The organism is Mucilaginibacter sp. 3215 (assembly GCF_050433785.1).
Classification (GTDB): domain Bacteria; phylum Bacteroidota; class Bacteroidia; order Sphingobacteriales; family Sphingobacteriaceae; genus Mucilaginibacter.
The window spans coordinates 119462-138169 of sequence record NZ_JBNPWO010000015.1 but is presented as its reverse complement, the minus strand read 5'-3'; the positions used below and the strand labels follow the sequence as shown (position 1 = coordinate 138169).

At 43.4% G+C, this 18708-nt stretch carries 13 protein-coding genes; 5 read left to right on the top strand and 8 right to left on the bottom strand.

All coding sequences use genetic code 11. The features are described from left to right. Positions 1-6 precede the first annotated feature (6 nt). On the top strand, positions 7-2457 hold the full coding sequence (locus tag ABIC84_RS21225; protein WP_429264862.1) for an FtsX-like permease family protein: 2451 nt from the start codon (positions 7-9) through the stop codon (positions 2455-2457). A 147-nt stretch (positions 2458-2604) separates the two neighbouring features. Here the strand turns inward: ABIC84_RS21225 and ABIC84_RS21220 are convergent, their stop codons facing one another. Continuing rightward, complete coding sequence (locus tag ABIC84_RS21220) at positions 2605-3297, bottom strand: LytR/AlgR family response regulator transcription factor (protein ID WP_426582959.1); 693 nt, start codon at positions 3295-3297, stop codon at positions 2605-2607. Beyond that, complete coding sequence (locus ABIC84_RS21215; protein WP_429264861.1) at positions 3294-4442, bottom strand: sensor histidine kinase; 1149 nt, start codon at positions 4440-4442, stop codon at positions 3294-3296. The genes ABIC84_RS21220 and ABIC84_RS21215 overlap by 4 nt, the downstream gene beginning before the upstream one ends. 232 nt (positions 4443-4674) lie before the next feature. On the opposite strand from ABIC84_RS21215, the gene ABIC84_RS21210 reads away from it, so the two are divergent. Further along, on the top strand, positions 4675-5604 hold the full coding sequence (locus ABIC84_RS21210; protein ID WP_429264860.1) for a GLPGLI family protein: 930 nt from the start codon (positions 4675-4677) through the stop codon (positions 5602-5604). Next, on the top strand, positions 5601-8276 hold the full coding sequence (locus ABIC84_RS21205; RefSeq protein WP_429264859.1) for a carboxypeptidase regulatory-like domain-containing protein: 2676 nt from the start codon (positions 5601-5603) through the stop codon (positions 8274-8276). Before ABIC84_RS21210 ends, ABIC84_RS21205 begins: the two co-directional genes overlap by 4 nt. Before the next feature lie 25 nt (positions 8277-8301). Here the strand turns inward: ABIC84_RS21205 and ABIC84_RS21200 are convergent, their stop codons facing one another. Both ABIC84_RS21200 and ABIC84_RS21195 read right to left on the bottom strand, forming a co-directional pair. Continuing rightward, positions 8302-9003: a Crp/Fnr family transcriptional regulator gene (locus tag ABIC84_RS21200; RefSeq protein ID WP_429264858.1), complete on the bottom strand. Its 702-nt coding sequence runs from the start codon at positions 9001-9003 to the stop codon at positions 8302-8304. A 49-nt stretch (positions 9004-9052) separates the two neighbouring features. Next, complete coding sequence (locus ABIC84_RS21195; protein WP_429264857.1) at positions 9053-9286, bottom strand: hypothetical protein; 234 nt, start codon at positions 9284-9286, stop codon at positions 9053-9055. A gap of 167 nt (positions 9287-9453) precedes the next feature. Here ABIC84_RS21195 and ABIC84_RS21190 point away from each other — a divergent pair, with 167 nt between their 5' ends. Together ABIC84_RS21190 and ABIC84_RS21185 are read left to right on the top strand one after the other, a co-directional pair. Beyond that, positions 9454-11310 (top strand): chloride channel protein, encoded by a 1857-nt coding sequence (locus ABIC84_RS21190; RefSeq protein WP_429264856.1) that lies wholly within the window; start codon positions 9454-9456, stop codon positions 11308-11310. 253 nt (positions 11311-11563) lie between these two features. Further along, positions 11564-11845: a DUF4242 domain-containing protein gene (locus ABIC84_RS21185; RefSeq protein WP_426582972.1), complete on the top strand. Its 282-nt coding sequence runs from the start codon at positions 11564-11566 to the stop codon at positions 11843-11845. A 74-nt stretch (positions 11846-11919) separates the two neighbouring features. On the opposite strand, the gene ABIC84_RS21180 is transcribed toward ABIC84_RS21185, so the two are convergent. The 4 genes from ABIC84_RS21180 to ABIC84_RS21165 form a co-directional block, all read right to left on the bottom strand. Then, positions 11920-13014, bottom strand: a complete 1095-nt coding sequence (locus tag ABIC84_RS21180; RefSeq protein ID WP_429264855.1) for a phosphatidylinositol-specific phospholipase C1-like protein — start codon at positions 13012-13014, stop codon at positions 11920-11922. A 76-nt stretch (positions 13015-13090) separates the two neighbouring features. Further along, positions 13091-14707 carry a RagB/SusD family nutrient uptake outer membrane protein gene (locus ABIC84_RS21175; protein WP_426582976.1) on the bottom strand — a complete coding sequence of 539 codons (1617 nt, stop codon included), beginning with the start codon at positions 14705-14707 and terminating at the stop codon, positions 13091-13093. A gap of 21 nt (positions 14708-14728) precedes the next feature. Next, complete coding sequence (locus ABIC84_RS21170; protein ID WP_426582978.1) at positions 14729-17722, bottom strand: SusC/RagA family TonB-linked outer membrane protein; 2994 nt, start codon at positions 17720-17722, stop codon at positions 14729-14731. A 335-nt stretch (positions 17723-18057) separates the two neighbouring features. Further along, positions 18058-18672: a hypothetical protein gene (locus tag ABIC84_RS21165; protein WP_426582980.1), complete on the bottom strand. Its 615-nt coding sequence runs from the start codon at positions 18670-18672 to the stop codon at positions 18058-18060. Between the last annotated feature and the right edge of the window lie 36 nt (positions 18673-18708).

The following is an 18708-nucleotide window of genomic DNA, read 5'->3' as shown; positions in this document are numbered from 1 at the left end:
ATAGCCATGATCAAAAACTATTTTAAAGCAGCGCTTCGCAATTTCCGGGCGCACCGTTTTTTTACTTTCGTAAATATAGTGGGATTGGCTATTGGTGTCAGTGCGGCCCTGGCTATTTATGTTATCGTAAGTTTTGATCTCAGTTTCGATAGGTTTCACAACGATAGTGACAGGATTTACAGGGTCGTAACGGACTTTTCATACATGGATAAGGTAGTAGCCAAATTGGGCATGGTAAATGGCCCGCTTCCCGCAGTAGTAAAAGCAGAAGCAACTGGTATAAAAACTGCCACTCGCTTTTTAGAAATAAAAAACACTGATGTACAGGTCCCCGATGAAACATCAAATCCGGTTAAATTCAGAGGTGAAAGCAGTATTGTGCTGGCTGATGATGAATATTTTAATCTGTTTAATTACAAATGGCTGGCAGGTTCGCCAGCTACAGCGCTTAGAGAGCCATACCAGGTGGTACTTACCTCTGATCAGGCCAGGAAATATTTCCCCAATGCCCCTTACAACCAATTGCTGGGCAAAACGGTCATTTATGACAGGATCAAAACAACCGTTTCTGGCATAGTTCAAACTCCCGCTCAAAATACCGATTTTTATTTTAAGGATTTTATATCCTATCCAACCTGCCTGCATAATGCCAATTTGAAAAACATGACCCGTTTAACCGAGTGGCCGGGTGTGGTGTGGCAATTATTCATTAAGATTGATAAACATGCGAATGCCGCTGACATAGAAGAGCGGATCAATGGGTTGCTGAAAAAATACAATAAAGAATTAAGGCCTGGAGACGGCCAGACTGAACATTTACAATCATTCCGCGACCTGCATTTCGACCCTGTATATGCCAATTTTGAAAAAGGGAGGCGGGCAAACAAGACTACGCTATATAGTTTACTCATTGTTGCCGGATTTCTGTTATTGCTTGGGTCCATCAATTTTATTAATCTTTCAACAGCGCAGGCTGCACAGCGGGCCAAGGAAATTGGGATCCGTAAAACTATGGGTAGCAGCAGATGGCAGCTAATTGTACAGTTTTTGAGCGAAACTTTGGTTATCACACTTGTTGCCATCTGCATAGCCATGGTACTGACGCCGGTGATATTGAAATTCTTTGCAGATTTTATCCCCCCGGGCGTATCTGTTAATTATTTTGATAGCAACCTGTTGCTGTTTTTATTCACACTCCTAATAACAGTAACCCTACTGGCCGGATTGTACCCCGCAATTATCCTTTCCGGGTACCGGCCGGTATATGTATTACATAACCTGCCGAACAAAGATACAGGCAAGAGCAGCGGAACGTTGCTTAGAAAATCGCTGTCAGTTACGCAGTTTATAATCGCCCAATTTTTCATCATGACAACGCTGTTGGTTAATAAACAGGTTTTTTATGCGCTGCATAAAGATATGGGCTTCAGTAAAGATGGGATCATCAACATAAGTACTCCTCTTAATACGATAAACACCAACAAACAACAGTTATTTAAAGACAAAATAAGTCAGATCCCCCAAATCGACTTAATGAGTATCGGAAGCGAGCCGCCTGCTGATGAAAAGATCGGAGTATGGGAAGTAACTTATAACGACGGAAAAAAAGAAGTTAAAGCAACCCTGCAACAACGAAACGGCGACGAGAACTACCTTAAAGTTTACCGCATAAAATTATTAGCCGGCCGTAACCTGCATCCGGCAGATTCACTGACTGCCGTACTGGTAAATGAAAAATATACCCATATGATAGGTTTTCAGAACCCCGCGGATGCTGTTGGGGCATCTTTTGATTATGAGGGCAATAAGAGGATGATAGTTGGCGTAGTTGCTGATTTTTATCAGAAATCACTGCGGGACCCAATCATGCCCATGTCTATACAAACCCCGCATTACCGGTTTAATGATCGGTTTTTCCATATCTTGCTAAAACCTCAAACCACCGGAAATAATGATTGGAGCAATGCCATCGGCAGAATGAGAAAAGCCTGGACGGAGGTTTATCCAGATATTGAATTTGATTATCATTTTTTTGATGAAGAGGTAGCCCGTTTTTATGATAGCGAACAGCGCACATCGAAATTACTTGGCTGGGCAACAGGACTTTCTATATTAATCAGTTGTTTGGGCTTACTTGGGCTAACCATTTTTAATACCAACAGGCGCACACGGGAAATTGGTATCCGAAAGGTACTTGGCGCGTCGGTAATACAAATAGTAAAGCTATTGTCGTCAGAGATAGCCGGATTAATTATTTTATCTTTTATGTTGGTTATGCCATTTGCCTGGTTCGCAATGAATAAATGGTTACAAAGCTATGCAGACCGCACGGCAATAAGCTGGTGGATATTTGTTCTTAGTGGAATTGGATTGTTGTTTGCCGCATTTTTAACATCAGCTTTTCAAACAATCAGGGCGGCTTCCTCAAATCCGGTAAAAAGTTTAAGAAACGATTAAAATGCCGTTTGTAAAACATTCTTTATTATTCTTTCAAAAAACCAGTTTATATTTAGTGGTGTCAAGCAACCATTAAAGTCAGAAATTTCTAAACATTAAACCTTATATCTCCTGAAGTAAATGCCGTCGTATTTTACATGGGGGGCATTATTTTAACCCCAGCCTGCTGCGCAGAAGATCCCGGTAAGTGCTGCCTATCGGGATTTTTTCGCCGTTAATAATAAGCTGATGTACTTCGATCATGGTAATATGTTTGATAGCTACCACATACGATTTATGCACCCTTAAAAAATCCGTTGCGGGTACGAGGTCAAAAATATCGCCCATGTTTTCGCGCACCAGGATGTTTCTGTCTTTAAGGTGAATGGTGATATAATTACCGTCTTTTTCCAGGTACAAGATCTCATCTACTTTAACCTGGTAAGTTTGCGGGCCGCTTTTGATAAAAATGGTGGGCTCATCCTCTTTGTTTGCCCCATTTTTTGAAGATAGTGCCGCTGCGGCTTTATTTATGGCCGCAAGAAAGCGCTCGAAGGTGATAGGTTTCAACAGGTAATCGAGGGCGTTCAGGTCGTAGCTTTCTACCGCATAGTGACTATAAGCGGTAGTAAAAATGATCATTGGCCTGGGCGACAAGGTTTGCACCAACTGCATTCCGCTGATATCAGGCATATTAATATCCAGAAAAATAAGGTCTACCTTTTCGCGGTTCAGGAATTCGATGGCCTTCACCGGTTCGCGAAAGGTGGCTTTCAAATCAACCAGGCTGGTTTTAAGACAATAGCGCTCTATCACTTCAAGCGCCTTAGGCTCATCATCAATGGCAATGCAGGTTATCATTCCAGGTCAATTTCGAGTTTAACAATATATTTCCCCCGGTCTTCATTGATCTGCAGGTCATGTTTGCCAGGATACAAAAGATCGAGCCGTCGCTTTACATTCCCGAGCCCGATGCCGCTTTTCTCGTCTTCCATTTTTTTGATGGCGCTATATTTAGTGTTGATACAGGTAAAGGTCAGCTTATGATCTGAAAGAACAATGGCAATATCTATCCCGGATGTTTGCCCAATAGAAACGCCGTGCTTAAAGGCATTTTCAACAAAAGGGATAAATAGCATCGGAGCGACGACGACAGTTCCCGTCTGCGCAGGGTGATCAAATATCACTTTTACCTCATCATCTGCATAACGCAGCTTATTCAGGGTAATACAGTCTTCCAGGTATGCTATTTCTTTATTTAGCGGCACACCACCGGCATTGCTGTCATAGATCATGTAGCGCATCATGCCCGAAAGTTTGGAGATGCCGTCGGCAAGCTCATCATTCCCCTTTTCCTGTGCCATCGAAAACAGGTTATTGAGGGTATTAAACAGGAAATGCGGATTGATCTGCGATTTAAGGAATTTGATCTCGGTACTCAGTTGATAAGCCTCCAGCTGATTGCGTACCAGTTCAGTTCGGGCCCATTCTTTCAAAAAGAAATAGGCTATTGAAAGCCCGGCTGCGGTTAAAAAAATAAGCAGCATAGTGAGCTGCATGTGCACCCAGTTCCCTATTGCAAAAAATGCGCTATGATTTGGTATCAGGTGATTAAGGCCATCCTTGCCTGCTGCAAAACCAGGAGGCGGAGGCCCCATGGGCAGGCTATTGCTCAATTTAGATCCAACCAAAATATAATTGGCCAAAAAGACCAATATAAACCAGCCGGCGGCTATAGCGATGCCCGCAAATACGCTTTTATACCGAAGCGCCTTTTTAAAGATCCAAAATATATTGCCGTAAAACAGCAGGGCCAGAAACGCGAGTGTAAAGCGGGAATACGGAAAAATGGTGTCCACCTCACTCCTTTCCATGATTTTTCCGTTGTGGTTTACCCGGATCTTGACCGTTGAGCTGGTTAGCGAATTCAGGGTATAGTACACCCCTATCCAGAACGCCAGGTGGATCAGTATCTCGATGATATGTTTGACCTTGATACGGTGCATTCTTCAAAAGTATATTAAGCCCGGCTTATTCATAAATTATTGATGTTAATATAGCGATTTGCCGGCTAAACGGGCAGTTTTTGAAATCCGGGCTTAAGGCCACCGGCAATTTGTTTTCGGCAGAAGCTCAAATAACAAATATCCATTCTATGCAGAAATGATGACGCTGTTCATACCAAAGTTTTTGGTGGATTTAAAGGGCAAAGTACTATTGCTTAAAAATATCCAAATTATGAAAAAGCGATTTTTATTGTGCACAGCCCTTTTATCATGCACCATTATGGCCCGGGCACAAAAACCGGATACCGCACAAGTGCTGGTACACTACAAGTTTTCCCACATCAGGGATACCACCAACCGAGAACACCCCTACACCGAGAACATGGTTTTGATTGTAGGTAAAAATGCCGGGGTTTATAAAAGTTATGACAAGCAGTTGCAGGATGCGCTATTTAAAAAGCAGGTACAGGAACAGGTAGCCAACTCACCCGACGGACATGTAAACATCCAGCGGAGATCATCGGGCTCGGGTACAGACTATTACCAGTTTCCGAACGGTAAAAAACTGGCAAGGAAAGAACCGCTGCTGTTCAATAGCTATCTCATAACAGATGCCCTGCCAGCCATCGAGTGGAAAATAAGTGGAGATACAGCAACGTTTGGTGGCTTGAATTGCCAAAAAGCAACCGGCCATTTCAAGGGAAGGGACTATACGGCCTGGTTCAGTCCTGATTTGCTGCTGCATATAGGCCCCTGGAAACTTAATGGACTGCCGGGAGTGATTGTGGAAGCTTATGATACCAAAAAAGAAGTCTATTTTAAGTTTGACGGGATTGAAAAAGCGGTCATATCTCCCCAAAAGGGTGATGATCAGCCAACCGGCCCGGCCCCGGATAACCAGGGACGGATGGCCGTGATAATAGGCATGGACGATCAGGTTGGCGATCCAAATATCATTCAGCTCCCCACCAATGCCATTAAAACTACCGAAAAGGAGTTTTCCAAATTGCAGGAGGCCATGCGTAAAGATCCGAATGCCTTTGCCCAGTCAATGGTGGCTACACAGGCGGCAAGCCAGGGCAGGCCAGCCCCAAAAATCGATATCAGGATCGGACCGCAGCCGGTGATCAACAACCCGATAGAATTGCCTGAAAAGAAATGAGCCGGATTATAAAATCAGTATGGTTGCTGGTTATAGGGTTACTATTTTCGGCTCCCGGCTTTGGTCAAAGTATTAAGGGGACAGTAAAAGACAGCACCGGGAAACCGGTGCCTTATGCCACTATTAACCTCAAAAACACGGCCACTAATAACATTATAAACTATACCATTACCGATACCAAAGGCACCTACATTTTGCCGCTCCCGGCCAATACACCGGTGAGCGGCCTGCTGGTCGAGGTGCGTTGTATAGGCTATAAAAATCAGAGCAGGGGCATTACGGATTTGCAGGCGCCTGTTGATTTTACTTTATCTGTTTCCATCAACCAGTTACAGGCCGTAGTGATTAAAAGCAGCCGGCCGGTGCTGCGGACTAACGGCGATACCCTAAGTTATAAAGTATCTGATTTCAGCAGCGTACAGGACAGGGTTATTGGCGATGTGATCAAAAAACTGCCGGGTATAACGGTTGCCGCTGACGGCAGGATCAGCTATAACAATAAGCCGATCTCCAACCTGTACATCGGTGGTGATAACCTGCTGGACGATAAATATAATATCGCTACCACTACCATTCCCCAAGGTGCGGTAGATCAGGTGCAGGTGATCCAGAACCACCAGCCCGTTAAAGTGCTCCAAAATAAAGTAACGAGCGATGATGTGGCGCTCAACCTCAGCTTCAAAAAAGGCGCTAAATTACAGATGGTTGGGCAGGAGAGCATCGGCGCTGGCCTTCCTGGCAATTATGATGTGGATTTGAACGCCATGATGTTTAAGGATAAGTACAAGGCCATTAATTACCTTAAAGGCAATAACACAGGTAACGACCTGCAGCAGGACCTGGTATCGCACAATTTTGCCGATTATATGCAGCGGATCGATAACGATGTGCCGGCCACCATGTTATCGCTTGGTTCGGTGAATGACCCGGCTTTGTCGCGTAACCGATATCTGTTCAATCGCTCGGGAATTCTCAATCTCAATAACCTGGTCAATTTTAAAAAGAATGTGCAGATGAAGATCAATGCTTACTATTTGCGCGATACCCGGCGGCAGGACTACAGCCAGCACACCACCATCTTTTTACCCGGCGATACGGTACGCTATAATGAAACGCAACGTAACCGCTTCCGCCCCGACATATTGCATACCCAGTTTACGCTGAACATTAACCAGGATAAATATTACCTGAACGATGTGTTGCTGATGGATAACAACCGGTCCACCAATTACTCAGACCTGAATACAAACGGCAGCATGGTAAACCAGGTATTTAAAGATAACGCGCTGAATTTTTCTAATGAATTTAACCTGATCAAATCCTTAAGATCCAACAATATTATCCAGGCTTACTCCTATATCAGTCATTCGACTGAGCCCGAGAGCAGGACAATTGGGCCGGACTATAACAATCCAATATTCAACAATAATGTACCTTATGCACAGTTGGTGCAAAATGTAAATGTGCCCGCGTGGTATACCAATAACTATATTTCTTTCAAAATACCGTCGAACCTTATCACCCAAAGTTTCAGAACAGGGTTCAGTGTCCAATCACAAAAGTTAAACTCCGATCTAAACGTTGTACAGGCAGATAACACGGTTAACCTTGAATCAGACAGTTCCATCAACCACTTAAACTGGACCAGGAAAAAACTGTATGCCGAAGCGGCTTATGATCTGCCAGGCAGTATCCTCAAAGTGAACCTCAACTTGCCGTTAAGCCTGCAACAGATCAATTATTCGGACAGCCTGTATGCGCTGCGCAAGTGTTTAACAAGGTTATATTTCAACCCGCAATTAAAAGTAAAATATCAAACCGGGATGGAGAACTACCTGAATTTGCTTTACAGCTACCGCAACGAGGCCGGTACCATAGAAGATATGTACCAGGGCTATATCCTGAAGGATTACCGGACCCTTTATGCCAATAATGCCAGCCTTACCGAACGGCAGAACCAGTTGGCAGCCCTTGGGTTTAACTACCGCAAAGCGCTCACCCTTTTGTTCGCCAGCCTGAACATTGTTTATAACCATATCGCGTCCAATAATATTGCTTCGGAAGTAATTACCAACACCCTGCGGCAGCGTGTAGTGCTGCCATATTCCAACAGTACCGATTCATGGACGGTAAACGGCACTGTCAGCAAATATTCCTTTGCATTAAAAACCACTTTCAGCGGAGGGGTACAATGGCAAAGTAATAAGTCGGTGCAGATCCAGAATAATGTGCTGTTGCCTTTCAATACCATTTCCAGAACCATCAATGCCGGTGCAGATACCAAAGTGAATGAGCAGGTAAACTTTAGCTATAAAGTTATATTTACCCAAATCCAAAGTCATTCTGCAGCGGAGGCATCGGCTTATCATATTAACCAGCTGCTTCAGCAAGCATCGGTAAACTATAACCCTGTAACCTATTTGCAGTTCAAATTATCAGGCGAACATTACTTCACCCGCCAGCAAGGCAATCCTGATCTCAAATACTTTTTTGCAGATGTTTCGGCAAAATTCAGGGTCGAAAAATGGAAGGCCGACCTGGAGCTGAGCGCCGCTAATTTTCTGAACGTAAAAACTTACAACACGCTTTACTTATCAGCCAATACATTAACTGCCAGTTCGTACACCTTGCCGGGAAGGATTATATTGCTCAAAATAATGTTTCATATTTGAGTGGTGTCAGGTTTTTTCAGACAGGCTATCCGGCCTGCTGCTCCTCTTCCGTCAGTTTCAGCAATGTGGCTTCATTTTTTATGCGGATGCTTTTGCCCGATATTTCGATGATCCCCTCGTCGATAAAATCATTTATGGTGCGAAACAGCGACTCATACGCTGCGCCCGTAAATGAGGCCAAATCCTGCCGGGTAAGTTCAATATTGATAAAGCCCTGTTCATTTAGCCCGAATTTGTTTTTGAGCGAAATGAAAGCCTGTGCCACGCGGCCTTTAACCGGCATGTGTGCCAGGTTGCGCATCCGTTTTTCGGATTCCTGCAATTCGTTGGCAAAAAAACGCATGAGCTTAATAACAAAGTTATTGTTAACCTGTAGGGTGCTTTCAAAAAAGGGCATTTCGATGTAGCAAATTATACCTGCCTCAATGGCTGTGGCCGAAACCGGGTAAAACTCAGTACTGCCTAAACCAAGATGTCCAACAATATCGCCTTCGCAGGCAAAACGGAGAATGAGCTCTTTTTCCTTATCCCACTTTTTATGAACCTTTACCGTTCCCGAATAAACAAAGTAAATGCCGGTAACGGGATCACCTTCTTTAAAGATCTGCTGCCCCTTTTTGACAATGATATTTTTCCTGGCGGCACTGATTGCCGGGATCCAGTCGGGCAGGCAGTGTGTGCATAAAAAGCAAGTCCCCAAATCGCATTTATCTTTGTTTTTCGCCATTTATTGATTTGTATTTAAGCCAATGCTGTTATAAAAACATGCTAATTTATTAAAAGCGGCGGCCTTTTGGCTGTTCCCAGGTAGCCATGTTAAAAATAACTCCCAAACTTAACAATACCGCACCGCCAAAAACAGGCCATGGGAATGAGCGGATGCCATTAATGTTAATGCTCCACGGATGGGAATCGAAAGGATTAACGGTATTCAGGTCCCTGAATAGCAACAATCCGGCAATGATGCTTGCGGCACCTAAAACAGAAAGAATAATGCTGGTAATTTTCATAACTATTGTTTGTGCAATGATTTTTATTAAAAACTAAGCAAATGTTGAATAAAAACATTGCATGTGCAATATAAAATTGAAAATAAATTTATTTATGCTGCTTTAAGTATTACCTTTGCAAGAAAAATAGCACAGTCCCCTAAAAACGGAGCGGGACTAATCAAAACATGGAAACAAAACAGAACGCCATCCCGGTTTCGCCCTCATTAAATGATCTTTACAATTTTAAATCCGGTTTAAAAGGCACCAGGCAAATGAAAACAAGGCTGATCTTTATATCAGCAATTTGTATCCTCATTGCATGCCTCATCAGTATAATAGCCAAAGGACTTGTGTATCTTATAAATGTTGTTACCAACATTTCATTTTACGGAACGCTGGATGCCGGCTTTCACAGCCCGGCCAATAACCATTTGGGTTTATGGGTAATTGTTATACCGGCTATAGGCGGCATTATAGTAGGCCTGATGGCCCTGTATGGCTCCAAGGCGATCAGGGGGCATGGCATACCAGAGGCAATGGAGCAGATCCTGGTAAATAAAAGCAAAATAAAACCGATTATAACTTTTCTGAAACCCGTATCATCGGCCATAGCCATAGGTACCGGCGGGCCATTTGGCGCCGAGGGACCTATTATTGCAACCGGCGGGGCACTTGGTTCAACCTTTGGCCAGTTATTCAAAATATCGCCCAACGAGCGTAAAATTATTTTGGCAGCAGGAGCAACAGCGGGTATGTCGGCCATATTTGGCACGCCCATAGCAGCGGTGTTTTTAGCTATTGAGCTGTTGTTGTTTGAGTTTTCGCCCCGGGCCATATTACCGGTGGCATTAGCTTGTATCACCGGAGCAGCCGGACACCATCTGTTATTTGAAGCCGGGCCTGTATTCCCGATGCCTGATGTAGATACACCTTCAAATACCGCCCTGGCTATTTACAGCATCATTGGCCTGGTCATTGGCTTTATATCACTGGGGCTTACCAAAATAGTTTATTTTATTGAAGATAGCTTTGAAAAACTGCCTATCCACTGGATGTGGTGGCCTGCAATTGGTGGCCTGGCGGTAGGCCTGATAGGTTATTTTGCGCCGCACACCCTTGGTGTAGGATATGATAATATTATCACTATTCTTTCGGGCACATTATCATTGATGCTAATTGTGCGTTTGTGTTTATTCAAATTTCTTTCATGGGCTATAGCCCTGGGCAGCGGCACTTCGGGCGGCACGCTGGCTCCCTTGTTAACCATTGGCGGCGCGGCTGGTGCGGCTTTTGGCGCATTGGTGCACCTGGTATTTCCTGATGCGGGCTTAAGTATTCCAATAGCCGCACTTATTGGCATGGCCGCTATGTTTGCAGGCGCTTCAAGGGCTTATTTAACCAGTATAACCTTCGCGCTGGAGGCTACTATGCAATCGCATGCATTACTACCGTTGCTTGGTGCCTGTACAGCATCGTACCTGGTTTCATTCTTCCTGATGGAAAATACCATCATGACCGAAAAAATTGCCCGCCGGGGGGTATACACCCCTGATTCATACGAACCCGATTTGTTACAGGTATTAACTGTTGCCGACGTTAACAATGAAGTTGGTGAAACCTTAAAAAGCAATAGTACCATAGCCGAAACAAGGGCCCGGCTTACCGGAAATAATATTACCCAAAGTTTTTTTATAGTGACTAATAGTGATGGCAGCTATGCAGGCATGGTTAGCCTGACCGACATTTATAACCATAGTATTTCTGCCGAACTCACCATAAGTAATATAACCAAGGCAAGTAAACAGGCCGTGAGGAGCAATGATCCACTGAAACGTGTTGTGGAGATCATGGCTGAAGAATCGGTAGAGGTGCTTCCCGTTATTGCCGCCGGAAATACTATAGCCGGGCAAATCTCCTATAAAGAGATCTTAAACACCTACTATCAGTATGTTGCCGAAAACCGGAAGCAAAACACACAGATCTCCCTTAAACGGCGTAGACTTAAAATTGCCGCCCGTGGCCGCAGCAGGGCTAAATCTTAAAAATGAAAGGCATCTGAATTTAAAAAGGAACCCCGCGTGATGTAAGATCAGTCGGGGTTTCTTTTTCTGAACATTCCTGTCTCGTAAAAAATTAAATACGCCGAAACTGGGTTATTGCTTATTTATTCTATAGCTTTGATTTTTAAAATATTGCCGCTTGTTTAGCAGCATTTTATCCTCCATTTCTGCCAATTACACCTATTTGATTTAACGTTGCTGTTGAAAGTAATATTTAACTATTAAATCATATTTTATGAAAAAATTTGTAATTGAAAGAGAACTGCCCGGCGCCGGTAATCTGTCGCCCGAAGAATTACAAGCTATTTCACAGGCATCGTGTTCGGTTGTGAATGAATTGGGTAAGCCCTATCATTGGATTCAGTCGTTTGTTACTGCTGATAAGATCTATTGCATCCACATTGCCGAAAGTGAAGATGTTGTTCGTGAACATGCCATGAAAGGGGGCTTTCCGGTAACCAGTATTGCCGAAGTTAAGGCCATCATTGACCCAACAACAAGCACCGCCACAGTTTAATATCAATGCCGGCTGGTAACAAAAAGAGGCCCGTAGTTTTAATACAGGCCTCTATTATTTTACAGTGATGCGTTTTAGTTACCCACCGAAACAGAAGCGTTGGTTTTAAACAGCGGATCGGGTTTAAAATAATTGCCGCCTGTAAAACTGATCACATAATCAGATTTAAAATGGGTACTTTTTTTATAATAATCGGTACTGATGATTTGAGCACCTGATTTTTGGGCTGCTATAAACGAGCTCATATCATTTGCGCGGGCTTCTTCTGTATCCGAGTCGGCACGGGTACGGATAATGTAACCTTTTTTAACCAGCTTTTGAATAGCTGCCAGGTCCTTTTTAGCATCATTCATAATGTGAATGGCGGCTTCAGGTGTGCCCGGCAATGCATCGGCAAACAATACACGGCCTTTTAACGATGGGTGACCGGCGATATAGGCAGCTCTTTTTTCGCCTTTTTCATCAAGAATAAAAATGAACTTCCCTTTGGCCGCTTTAAGCGTTGGCCAGTTGTTGTGCAACACAGCAGCTTCAAGGGTTTTGTATGTGCCGCGCACATCATCAGGCGTTATCAGGTATTGTTTACCCAAATTATCCAGTATCGCCTTGTCCAGGTCGGCAAAAGTTTTTGCTGTAAATTTTTCAGGAACAGTAAAGCCCGGTTTTTTCGACGGCTCGTCTTTAGCATTCATGGTAATGTAAATGGGATTATGATCAGGATGTTCATCACTCCATTTTTTTAGCTCCCGCAGGCAAAGCTTAAAAGTTGCACAGTTGCTGCGGTAGTCGATATCTTCAATATGAAAAACCTTAAAACCAGGTTCTTTCATTACGCCCCGGGTATCAAACGCCGGCTGTCCCGGCACCCAGTCCAACCCTTTGGGATGCGCGTACTTACTGCCCTTGGTATCGGCATATACATCTATTTCCAACGCGTTTAGGCCTAAATTGAGCTGATCGGTAAGGCTGATATGTTCATAATCGATCTTGCTCATACCAACCGAATCTCGCTTTTGCAAAAAACGGAATAGTTTAGGATCAATTGCCTGTTTATAGCTGTTGTGCGATCCTATTACCTGAAAATGGTTGATGGTTTGATTGTCGGGATCACTCTTAATTGCAGCTGCAATAAGAACAATACCGGCAAGTAATCCGCCTATATGTTTCATTGTTTAATTGGTTTTTATTGTTTAATAAACACAAAGCGCAAAGGATAATCCTTTGCGCCTTGTAAAAAGGGTATTATTAATAACCCGGGTTTTGTTTCAGGTTAGGATTTGTTTTTAATTCGGTTGATGGAATCGGATATAACCTGCGGGTTGGATCGGTGTTCATTTTCAGGTCGTCCGTTTTGCCGCCCATAACCGGTAGTGGATATTCTTTCTCGAATAAGCCATAACGGATCAGGTCATTACGGCGCCATGCTTCCCATGAAAGCTCACGTGCGCGCTCATCCAGCAAACCATCCAGGTCAATTGATGTAGCAAGCTCCGCGTGGGCACGGCTGCGTAGTTTGTTTACCAAAGTAAGCGGAGTTTGTGCGTCACCGTTTATGGTAGTAGGGGCAGCACCACGTAATATAGCTTCAGCTTTCATCAGGTAAATATCGGCCAAACGGAATACCGGTACATCGTTACTGTTTAAACGGGTAGCCTGGATGATGTTAACGTCAGGATAGTATTTAATTGAACGTACCCCTTCCGATTGCGAAGTTGTCACATCATTACCCAAATCCATTGGTTTTAAACCGGTAAGGGTTAGTGTTGGGATAATGTTAATTTGCTTGGTTGCGTTCGGGGCCGGGTAATAAACCGGTTGATTGGTGAAGCCGCCATTGCCATCAGGATAATATTGCGGACCGGCCAGCCATGTTTTGCTACGGTCATCGCCGGGAATATTAAAGCGGTTATAAAACTCGGGGGTGGTGCTCATGGCTATACTTAAGCCTACGTTAAAACCGTATGCCTGGGCCAGGTAATAAAAAAAGCCGAAACGGGTAAACTGGTTGCCCGGGATCTGCTGATCGTAAGGGACCGCGAAGATGGTTTCATTAATTGCAGGGCCGTTTGTTGGCAAAAATATATCCCTGTATTTAGCATCCAGGAAATAATTGGTGTTAGCCTGTACGCTATCACACATGGTAACGGTTTCCTGGTAACGGTTGGTGCCTGTATATACGCCAGAGTTCAGGTACATTTTTGCAAGCAGGGCAAACACCATACCCTTTGTTGGGCGGCCGTATTGTGATACGTTTGTTGCTGCATTGCTGGTTTTAGCAGGCAACAATGGTAAAACGCTTTTAAGTTCGCTTTCAATAAACTCATACACTTTAGCCCGGGGCTGATTGGCCGGTTGGGAAGTTACCGGGAAATCGGTAATGATAGGTACATTACCATACAAATCCATCATGAAGTAAAGGTATAGGGCCCGCATTGCTTTAACCTCGGCAATAGACGATGCTTTTTTTGTCGCTGTCGCTGATGATGCATTAATAACACTAATAATACGGTTACAGGTATTGATACCACCAAAGCCCCATTGCCATACGCCTATGACGTTAGGATGGTCAAAGGTCCAGGTATGGTAGTGTAGCTGGCGATACTGGCCGCCATCGTCAAAGTTACCGTCGCGGGCAGGTAGGATGGCTTCATCAGTCGATAGGTCCTGCATACGCCAGTAAGGCACTGCATAGCTCGATGAAAGGTTTGAATAAATAGTACCGAGCAATGCAGTATAATCTGCGTCTGTAACCGGGAAGTTTGATTTTACGTATTGTGATTCAACAGGTACATCTAATTTTGTACACGAATATGTGCTCATGATCACAGCAATTGCGGCACATATAAAAAATATCTTTTTCATCTTTGTCTTTCTGAGTTTTTTTTAGAATTGTGCAGTTATACCTAAGCTAAAAGTGCGTGTTTTAGGATAAAAATCGCGGTTATCGATGCCTGGGGTTAAACCGCCTATGTTAACTTCGGGATCAACACCACGGTATTTGGTAATGATAAAAATATTGTTGCCCGATGCATAAAAACGTAAGCTCTTAATAGCCTGAATGTGCGGTTTAATGGTATAACCCAAAGTAGCGTTATCCAAACGAAGGTATGAGCCGCTTTCAAGGAAACGATCAGAGATCAGGTATGCGTTGATGTCTTTGAACGATTCGCCTAAGGTAAATCTCGGTATATTCTGCAGTTTCGAGTCGGCTGGATTATTTAAAGCTGCAAGGGTTGCGTTCAGTATCTTGTTGCCATAAACACCACGTACCAGGAAGTTTAAGTCGAAGCCTTTATAGAAGAAACTATTGCTCCAGCCATAAACCAATTTCGGCTGCGCGTCATATTTAATAAACTGATCGGTAGTAAGCGGTTGGGTAGCAGTTGTTGATCCGTCGGCTTTTTGATAGGTACTTACGCCGTTAGCGTTTTTACCTAAATAATGCCATAAGTCAAAAGTGCCGATAGCATAACCAGGCTGAATGATCTGACTGTAGTTGCCCGACTGGCCCTTACCGCCTAACTGGGCAGTTTGAATAAAGTTAAGACCGAACTGGCTGTTTGATAAACTTTGTACAACGTTTTTGTTATGCGAAACGTTGAACGAAGTGCGCCAGGTAAAGGCCTGTGATTTTACAGGTACTGCGTTTAATACAACCTCAATACCGCTGTTTTTAATTTTACCTACGTTAGCAGTGTAAAACGGATAAAAATACAATGTGGTTGATACCGGGTAAGTGTAGATCAGGTCGGATGTTTTCTTGATATAGTAATCTACCGAACCGGTTAAACGGTTATTGAACAACCCAAAGTCCAAACCGATGTTGGTGGTAGCCGTACTTTCCCATTTCAGGTCGGGATTATCATTACGTACCGGACCAATAGAGTTAACAATATTACCATTGTTCAGGAATTTGCCGCCGCCCGGAGGTACACCATAAATTAATCTTGCAGTAAAGGCATCAAAACCTAAGCTGTTACCAGATACGCCGTAGCCAGCCCTTAATTTCAAATCGCTGATAACGGGAATTGATTTCATGAAATCTTCGTTAATAATCTTCCATCCTGCTGAAGCAGCCGGGAAGTAACCATGGCGCTGGTTAATACCAAATGCCGATGAACCGTCTTCCCTGAGTGAAGCCTGTAACAGGTATTTATCCGAAAACTCGTACTGACCACGTGCGTAAAATGAAACGAATCTTAACGTAGAAATATAGTTAGGGTTGAACACAATTTGTGAGAGTTGGGTAGGGTTTGACAGCGCCAGGTAATTATAAGTTAACGCATCGTTTGAAAAACCTTGTGTTTGTACACCAAAACCATCATTGTTACGATCCTGCTGATAAGAGTAACCACCTAATAATTTCAGCGAGTGCTTACCAAAAACACGATCATAATTAAAATAAGCTTCAACAACGTTGCTTGTATTGGTGTAAGCGCTGCGTACCGCTACACCACCGGCATTAACATATATACCCGATTGGCTGGTAGAATAAGTGTTAACGTTATTTTGTTCTTTTTGCGTTGATCCGGATATTGTAAACTTCAAGCCTTTCAAAATGTCAACAGAAGCGAAGCCATTGATCAATGTTTTGTTATTCTCTGTTTTGGTAAAGTTGTTATTAATTAACGATAACGGATTTAAAGGCCCGCTACCTGTACGGGTATAGTTTTCTTTATAAGTGCCGTCGGGGTTAAAAGGGCTAACCGTTGGCAGGTAGAATAAGATACCGGATAATACCTGGCTTTGGAAAATATCGTTGTTTTTGGTAACACTGTTGGTTAGGGTGATCCCTAATTTTAAACGGTCATTAAAAAAGCGTTGGTTGATATAGCCTTTGTAAATGGTACGCTCAAGACTGGTGTTTTTCAATATACCATTGTTTTTCATATAGTTTACACTCGCGCCATACTCTGAGTTGGTACCTGCGCCCCCATATGAAAGGTTATGATTTTGCGAGTAGCCGGTTCTTTCGGCCAGTTTTTGCCAGTTGGTGTTTGAACCGTCGTCATCGGCAGTACTTAGTTTTGGTACGCCATTGTCGGTTAAATATTTGCGCAGTTCATCGCCGGTAAGTACGTCGATGTTTTTTGACACGTTCTCAACAGCTCCATAAGCACTATACGTTAACCGTGTTTGGCCAGCTTTAGCCCTGCGGGTAGTAACAATGATTACACCGTTGGCCGCGCGCGAACCATAGATTGCGGTCGATGACGCGTCTTTCAATACGTCGATACTTTCGATATCGGCAGGAGCCAAAAGGTCTATGGACGCACCCGGCACACCGTCAATTACGTAAAACGGCTGTTGTGCAGCTCCTTCACGTAAGGTTGAAGGGCCCCTTAAAATAGTGGCCGGCTGTTTGTTAGGGTCACCGCTTTTGGTAATGTTCAAACCGGCTACTTTACCTTGTAACAACTCGGCAGGAGTAGTTAATACACCGGCATTAAAATCTTCGGCCTTAACCGAGGTGATAGCGCCTGTTACATCCTTACGGCTTGCGGTACCGTAACCGATAACTACAACATCTTTAAGTTGTTTGGTATCGGTAACCATGGTAACGTTAACAACTTTTTTGTCGCCGATGGTAACCTCTTTCGGCAAGGAACCTAAAAAGGTAAATTTAATGACGTCATCGGCCCCGCTTACCACTACCTGGTAAATACCGTTAGCCGAAGTTGAAGTAGCTTTACCTGTGCTTTTAACCGTTACTACCACCCCTGGTAACGGCAGGTTACTTTCGTCGGTAACGGTACCCCTGATGGTACGTTGTTGTGCAAAAACCGCTGACGAGGCCATAAGCATCAGCATAAAAAGACAAATCGTTTTACCCGATCCGTGCCATAATCTAAGAATAGATCTGTAGTTTTTTTCCATAGTTTTTAATTAAAGATAAACCCCTGTTTTAATAGTTGCCCAAGTTGAGAATAGGAGGGCCATAATTGGTGCAAAGCAACGTTTGTTTTATTATCAGGAAATAAATATAGGGTTAACTTATTTATTAATTAAATTTGATATTGATTTTCTTACTTTCGTTGCTTTTGGCTGATTCTCAGTCTTTTGCAATTGAAAAACAAGCAAACTTTGTTAACCGGGGATTAACAAGGTTTAAATTTTGCCGTTTTGTAAAAAGGGTGTTATGAAGCAACCGCTAAAAAATTCGACTTTTTACAATCGATGGAAAAAGATCTGTTTAGAAGCAATGGCGCAATTTACCGGTTGGCCAGCGAGATCATCGTGTAGGCTCCATTAGTTTGAATAGTAAACATAAATTCGCTGTTTTGGTAAATCTTGCTGCCGGGTTTTCCATAAATTATGTCTCTGAAGTCGTGACTTTCAAGATAGTCCTGGAATGAATGATCGTGCAACACAGGACACATGTACAGAAGTTGTTCCATCCTGATGGCGAGGGCCGTTTTTCGTTTTTTATTTTCCCATCTGTCTTTATCCTGGTTAAAAGTCCATCCGCTGCTGATTTTATTGAGTTCGGTAGTATAAACGCCCGGCCCTGCTTTCATAAGCAGGATCATATCGGCAGGGGTAATTTCTCTTTCTGCTGTGTTTGATTTGCGCCATGGATGAAAAGCAAGCAATAATATCAATAACGTAGCAGTTAGAAGGCCGATCCAAAGGTAATTTCGGCTTTGGGGAGGTTCGGGGATTATCGGATATTCGTGCGGGAACAGTTCATTTTTAATTACCGAGAGTGTATATTTTGCTTCGGCCCGGGCAAGACCTTCTGCAACCAACAGGGCCTCAATCTCATGATCTGAATTGCCGTCGGCAATCATCCACTTTATCTGTTCGGTAATTTGTTGTTTATCCATTGGTAATGATGACAGGGTTAGGTTTAGTTTTGAAAC